At 73.7% G+C, this 6,617-nt stretch carries 5 protein-coding genes; 1 reads left to right on the top strand and 4 read right to left on the bottom strand.

The genetic code is table 11. The features are described from left to right. Window positions 1-342 precede the first annotated feature (342 nt). Entirely contained in the window at window positions 343-666 is a 324-nt protein-coding gene (locus ACFWP2_RS13645; RefSeq protein ID WP_380450541.1) for a hypothetical protein, read from the bottom strand. 498 nt (window positions 667-1,164) lie between these two features. On the opposite strand from ACFWP2_RS13645, the gene ACFWP2_RS13650 reads away from it, so the two are divergent. Continuing rightward, the gene (locus ACFWP2_RS13650) at window positions 1,165-1,641 is read left to right on the top strand and encodes a universal stress protein (protein ID WP_380450568.1); all 477 of its coding nucleotides are present in this window, start codon (window positions 1,165-1,167) and stop codon (window positions 1,639-1,641) included. 166 nt (window positions 1,642-1,807) lie between these two features. Here the strand turns inward: ACFWP2_RS13650 and ACFWP2_RS13655 are convergent, their stop codons facing one another. The 3 genes from ACFWP2_RS13655 to ACFWP2_RS13665 all read right to left on the bottom strand — a co-directional run bounded on the left by ACFWP2_RS13655 (window position 1,808) and on the right by ACFWP2_RS13665 (window position 6,439). Continuing rightward, entirely contained in the window at window positions 1,808-2,998 is a 1,191-nt protein-coding gene (locus ACFWP2_RS13655) for an acyl-CoA dehydrogenase family protein (protein WP_380450542.1), read from the bottom strand. Window positions 2,999-3,176: 178 nt separating this feature from the next. Then, a complete protein-coding gene (locus ACFWP2_RS13660) occupies window positions 3,177-4,163 on the bottom strand; it encodes a hydroxymethylglutaryl-CoA lyase (RefSeq protein ID WP_380450543.1) in 987 nt (328 codons plus the stop codon). Continuing rightward, window positions 4,160-6,439 carry an acetyl/propionyl/methylcrotonyl-CoA carboxylase subunit alpha gene (locus ACFWP2_RS13665; RefSeq protein ID WP_380450544.1) on the bottom strand — a complete coding sequence of 760 codons (2,280 nt, stop codon included), beginning with the start codon at window positions 6,437-6,439 and terminating at the stop codon, window positions 4,160-4,162. The genes ACFWP2_RS13660 and ACFWP2_RS13665 overlap by 4 nt, the downstream gene beginning before the upstream one ends. Between the last annotated feature and the right edge of the window lie 178 nt (window positions 6,440-6,617).

Consider the following 6,617-nt stretch of genomic DNA (forward strand, 5'->3'; position numbering starts at 1 on the left):
ACGCCGGTGGCGCGTGGTGACGCGTGGGCTGTCCGGGACTGTTGGGGCAGGTCGGACGTCACGGTTCGCGACGCGCCGCAACGGATCGTCGCCGATCCATGACAGTCCGGTCACGGTGTCCCGTGGGGCTGTTGCGCCGCCCGGTCCGCTCAGTCAAGCTCCAGGGAACCTCCTTTCCGGAGGGGCGCGATCGTCTGTGGGCGGGGCGCACGGCCGCGGCGGGCGCATCCCTCTTTCGCGGGAACAACATCGCTCCGGGGCTTCCTCGCTGGGCTGGGCCCCAGGCCCGTCGTACTCTGAAAGGAACAGGTCACATACGGTGCTGCGCGGCGCAGACCGACGTCATCCCGTGGGCGGGCCTGCTGCCCGGGCAGCGTTGTTCTCCTCTCCTGTCGGCCCCTCTCCATCGAAGAGCCGTGAGCCATGGCTGGTTTTGAGCCTCCCCGACCGGTTGAACCGGACACGTCCCACAGCGTGGGTCCGGCGGGCGGGTCTGCCTGCGACAGCCCCGAAGGCCCGGCCGAGATCCGTGCCGACCGGCGCGGTGACGGCGGCCGTGACCACCGCAGTGACCACCGCGACGACGACCTCGCCAGCCGCGACGCCGACTTCGACGCCGACTTCGACGCCGACCTCGACCAGGACGGCGACCGCAGCAGTGGCCACGGCGGCGACCATGGCGGTGGCCGCCGGGACGGAGGCGCGGACGGCCCTGCCGACCGGCGAGCCGACGGACGAGCCGACGGACGAGCCGGCGCGTGCGCCGATGCCCCCGGCCGCATCCCGGGCGTGCGGGTGGGCCACGAGCGAGCCGACGTCACCGAGGAGCCCGAGGCAGCCGGAGTGGGCGGAGCGGCCGGAGTGGCCCGTGCGATCCGGCCGATCCAGCCGATCCGCCCGACCGACGCGCCACAGCCGGCGGAGCCAGCGGAGTCAGGGGAGCCAGGGGAGCGGGTGGAGCCCGCCCCGGGGCACGACGGCCCGCCGGGCTTCGCGCGCACACTGCGCGGCCTCGCCCGTTGGGGCAGCCTCGCCCGCCGTGACCGCCCGGGGCCCCGCCAGCGGCGTGGCGGGCCTCCGGCCGACCCTGCGGGGTCTCCGGTGACGGGCCGCCTGGGCCCGGGCGCCGAGCGTCCGGAGGTGGCAGCCGGCGCGGGCGGCCCGTTGGGAGGCCATACCGAACCGTCCGGGCAGGAGGCCCCGGCGCCGTCCCTCGACCCGGTGTTCCAGCACGGTGTGGTGGTCGGCTTCGACGGCTCGCTGTCGAGCGAGCGCGCCCTCGCCTACGCCGTCGGCATGGCACGCCGCTCGCAGTGCGGCCTGGTGATCGTGCACGTCGCCAACCGCCTGCCCGCCACGGTCTGGGCGGGCTGCGAGCCGCCCGTCTTCGTCGACCTCCCCGACCACCGGACCGAGGTCCTCGGCCTGGAGCTCGCCTGCGCGGACTTCCTCACCGGGGTGCCGTGGATCCTGGTCGAGCGCGGCGGGGACATCTGCCACGAGATCGAGGAGGTCGGCCGTGAGTACGCCGCCGACGCGATCGTCGTCGGCACGACGCACGGCCTGCTCGGCAAGATCTTCGGCTCGGTCTCCGGACGGCTGGCGCGGCGGGCCAACCGCCCGGTGATCGTGATCCCCTGACGCCTCTTGTTGCTGCGGCTTCTCCCGAAGCCTCCCCGTGGTCTCCTCCTGATGCCTCCTTCACCGTTGGGCTCCCCCCAACTCTTGTCGTGTAGGCATGCGTTGAGCGGTGTTCGGCCCGGTGGGCGCGGCTCAGGAGGTGACCATCAGGACATGGAAGCGGTCGTCACGAACCGATGCCGAGCTCCCGGGCGATGAGCATGCGCTGGACTTCAGACGTGCCCTCCCCGATTTCCAGGATCTTGCAGTCGCGCCAGAAACGGGCGACCGGGAATTCGTTCATGAAGCCGTACCCGCCGTGGATCTGGGTCGCCTCGCGGGCGTTGTCGACGGCGGCCTCGGACGAGTACAGCTTCGCGATCGCGGCCTCCTTCTTGAACGGTTCACCGTGCAGCAGCCGGGAAGCGGCGTCCCGCCAGGCCAGGCGGGAGGTGTGGGCGCGCAGCTCCATGTCGGCAAGCTTGAACTGGATGGCCTGGTTGGCGCCGATCGGCCGGCCGAAGGCCCGGCGCTCGCCGGAGTACTTCACGGACTCGTCGACGCAGCCCTGGGCCAGGCCGGTGGCCAGGGCGGCGATCGCGATGCGGCCCTCGTCGAGGATCCGCAGGAACTGGGCGTAGCCTCGGCCGCGCTGGCCCAGCAGGTTGGCCGCGGGGACGCGGCAGTCGGTAAAGGACAATTCGCGGGTGTCGGATGCGTTCCACCCGACCTTCGAGTACTTCTTCGAGACCTGGAAGCCGGGGGTCCCGGTGGGCACGATGATGGAGGAGATCTCCCGCACAGGCGAGCGGAATTCGCCCTCTTCACTCGAACGAGCGATCGGTTCGGTGAGCGCGGTGACGGTGACCAGACCGGTGATGTCGGTGCCGGAGTTGGTGATGAAGCACTTGGTCCCGTTGATGACCCACTCGTCGGTGGCCTCGTCGTAGCGCGCCGTGGTGCGGGTGGCTCCCGCGTCCGACCCGCCCTCCGGTTCGGTGAGTCCGAAGGCGCCGAGGAGTTCGCCCGAGGTCAGTCGGGGCAGCCACTCGCGCTTCTGCTCCTCGGTGCCGAACCGGTGGATCGGCATCGCGCCGAGCGAGACGGCGGCCTCCAGGGTGATCGCCACCGAGGAGTCGACGCGGGCGAGTTCCTCCAGGGCGATACCGAGGGCGAAGTAGTCGCCGCCCATGCCGCCGTACGCCTCCGGGAAGGGCAGGCCGAAGAGCCCCATCCGCCCCATCTCCCGGACGATCTCGTAGGGGAACTCCTCCCGCTCGTAGAACTCGCCGATCTTCGGCGCCACCACGTCCTGGGCGAACTCGGCGACGGTGCGCCGCAGTTCCTCGTACTCGCTGCTGAGCCTGTGGTCGAACACGGTGATCCTCCTGGCGCCCGGCCGGGCCGGCCGCGGACGTGAGCGGGGTGACCGGCGTCCGTCGGACGGTGTGACGGGCGCACGATGCGATGAACGGATTGGTGTCGAGCGGTGCGGGTGGTGCGCGGCGCCGACCGGGTGGTGCGGGCGGACGGCGCCGCGGACGGGTGCGGGCGGGTCAGCTCCGGCTGGAGCCGAGCAGCGCCTGGACGGTGCGGGAAGGACTCGGGCGGCCGAGGCGCCCGGCCATCCAGCCGCTGGTCTCGACGAGCGAGCGCAGGTCGACGCCGGTCCGGATGCCGAGCCCGTGCAGCATCCAGACCAGGTCCTCGGTGGCCAGGTTGCCGGTGGCGCTCTTCGCGTACGGGCAGCCGCCCAGGCCGCCCGCCGAGGCGTCCACCGTGGTGACGCCCTCGCGCAGCGCCGCCAGGGTGTTGCTGAGCGCCTGGCCGTAGGTGTCGTGGAAGTGCACGGCGAGCCGGTCGACCGGGACGCCGGCCCGCGCGAAACCCGCCAGCAGGGCGGTGACCTGGCCCGGAGTGGCCACGCCGATGGTGTCGCCGAGGCTCAGCTCCGTGCAGCCCTGCTCCAGCAGCTGCACGCCGTACCGGACCACCTGGTCGACCGGGACGGGGCCCTCCCACGGGTCGCCGAAGCACATCGAGAGGTAGCCGCGGACGGCGATCCCGGCCCCGGTGGCCCGGGCCACGACCGGGCGGAACATCGCCATGGCCTCGTCCGCGGAGCGGTTGAGGTTGCGGCGGGCGAAGGTCTCGGTGGCGCTGGCGAACACCGCGATGTCGGAGACGTGGTGGGCGAGCGCGCGGTCCAGGCCGCGCTCGTTGGGCACCAGCACCGGCAGCCGCAGGCCGGGGTGGCGCTCCGGCAGGTCGGAGAGCCGGGGGACCAGGTCCTCCGCGTCGGCCAGCTGCGGTACCCATTTCGGGTGAACGAAGCTGGTGGCCTCGACGGTGCGCAGCCCGGCGGCCGCGAGCCGGGCGATGAACTCGGCCTTGACCTCGACCGGCACCAGGGCCTTCTCGTTCTGCAGGCCGTCGCGCGGTCCGACCTCGTGGATCCGGACCTCCTCGGGCAGGCCGGGGGCGCGGACCGGGTCGGGCAGGCCCAGATCGAGGGCGTCGGGCTCGCGGGCGGGGGCGGTCACGACCGCACCTCCGCGGGCTCGGCGGGGGCGGCGACCGGCTCGGCCCCGGCGTCCTCGGCCGCCGCGTCCTCGACCGGGGCGACCACGACCAGCAGGTCCTCCATCGCGACCGTGGCGCCGGCGGTGGCCCGCAGTTCGGTGACCACGCCGTCGTGCGGCGCGGCGATCACGTGTTCCATCTTCATGGCCTCCAGCACGAGCAGGGGCTGTCCCTTGCGGACCGTCTCGCCCGCCGTGGTCTTGACGACGGTGACGGTGCCGGGCATCGGGGCGGTCAGCGCACCGTGGTGCGCCCCGGCCCCGGCGGCGCTCTCCACGACCGGGTCGTAGGCGTGCAGCGGCCAGGCGTCGCCCTCGATGCCGAGCCAGGTCACCGGTCCGGCGGCGAGGCCGGGGGTGGCGTCGGTGGCCAGCGAGAACGTGGTCCGCAGGCCGTCGACGGTCAGGTGCAGCCGGTCGCCGGCCAGGGTCGCGCGGGCGCGGTGCGCGGGGCCCCCGCCGAGCCGGAGCTCCACCTCGCGGGTGGTCCCGGCGGAATTGTCAGTGGCATCGGCTACGTTGCCCGCAGTGATCGAACGGATGCTCACCGCCACCGGGTCCTGGCCGGGGGTGCGGAGTCGGTGGGTGGTCCAGGCGGGGGTGCCGCCCAGGCGCCAGCCGGAGGGAAGGGAGAACGGGTCGGTCCAGCCGCCGGGGTCGGCGGCCGGGGTGAGCTCCAGGTGCCGCGCCAGCGCGGCCGCGAAGTAGAGGAGGTGAGCGGGCGACGGTGCTTCGGCCGCCGAGGGCGCGTCCGGGGCGGTCGCGTTCGGGGTGGTCGCGTTCGCGGGGGAGTACGGCGCGGTGAGCAGGGCCGGCTGCTCCTGGGCCGTGCGCTCCACCAGACCGGTGTCCAGTCGGCCGGCGGCGACCTCGGGGTGTGCGAGCAGTCGGCGCAGGAAGCCGGTGTTGGTGGTGACACCCAGGATGCGGGTGTCGGCCAGCGCCGCGCGGAGCCGGCGCAGCGCGGTCGGGCGGTCGGGCCCGTACGCGATGACCTTGGCGAGCATGGGGTCGTAGGAGCTGGTGACGACGGTTCCGGCTGCCACCCCGGAGTCGACGCGGATGCCCTCGCCCCGGGGCTCGTCCAGGGTGAGGATGCGGCCGCCGGTGGGCAGGAAGTCCCGTTCCGGGTCCTCGGCACAGATACGGGCCTCGATGGCGTGGCCCTGGAAGGAGACATCGGACTGGGTGAAGGAGAGCCGTTCGCCGGCGGCGACGCGCACCTGCCACTCGACCAGGTCGAGCCGGGCCGAGTCCGCGCCGACCGCGACGGCGAGTTCGGTCACGGGGTGCTCCACCTGGAGACGGGTGTTCATCTCCATGAAGAAGAAGTCCCGCACCCCCTCGGAAGCGGAGGTGGAGGCGGGGGCGTCCGGGTCGATGCCGGGGACGATGAACTCCACGGTGCCGGCGCCGGTGTAGCCGCAGGACTCCGCGGCGCGGACGGCCGCGGCGCCCATCGCGGCGCGGGTCTCGGCATTGAGGAGAACGGAGGGAGCCTCTTCGATCACTTTCTGGTGGCGGCGCTGCAGGCTGCACTCGCGCTCGCCGAGGTGGACGGTGGTGCCGTGGGCGTCGGCCAGCACCTGCACCTCGATGTGGCGCGGACGGTCGACCCAGCGCTCCAGCAGCAGGGTGTCGTCGCCGAAGGCGGTGCGGGCGACGCGGCGGGCGGCGGCGATCTCGGTGGGCAGGTCGGCGCGGTCCCGCACGAGCCGCATGCCCTTGCCGCCTCCGCCGGCGGACGGCTTGAGCAGCACCGGGTAGCCGATCTCGTCGGCGGCGGCGACGAGTTGCTCGTCGGTGGGCGCGGTGGCCTGGCTGCCGGGGACCACCGGGACGCCGGCGGCCCGGACGGCCTCCTTGGCGTTGATCTTGTCGCCCATCAGCTCGACCGCGCCGGGCGGCGGTCCGATGAAGACGAGGCCCGCGTCGGCGCAGGCGCGGGCGAAGCCGGGGTTCTCGGCGAGGAAGCCGTAGCCGGGGTGGACGGCCTGGGCGCCGGTGCGGCGGGCGGCGGCGAGGATCCGGTCGGTCCGCAGGTAGGTCTCGGCCGCCGAGCTGTCGCTGCGGTCGGCCGGGCCGAGCCGGACCGCGACGTCGGCCTCGCGGACGTGCGGCGCGTCGGCGTCCGCGTCGCTGAACACGGCGACCGAGCGGACGCCGAGCCGCCGCAGGGTGCGGATCACCCGCAGGGCGATCTCGCCGCGGTTGGCGACCAGAACTGTGTCGAACATGGGAGGCGTTCCTCCGGTCGAGGGGAGCCGTAAGAAGGAGGTGGCGGTGGGCGGTCGGGGGGGGGGGGCCGGGGGGGGGGGGGCCCCCGGGGGGGGCCCCCCGCGCCGGGGGGGGGCCGGCGCACGGGGGGGAGAGTCTGGGGTAGGTTTATAAAAAAAAAAAAACCCCAACCAAAAA

Source organism: Kitasatospora sp. NPDC058444 (assembly GCF_042721415.1).
Taxonomy (GTDB): domain Bacteria; phylum Actinomycetota; class Actinomycetes; order Streptomycetales; family Streptomycetaceae; genus Kitasatospora.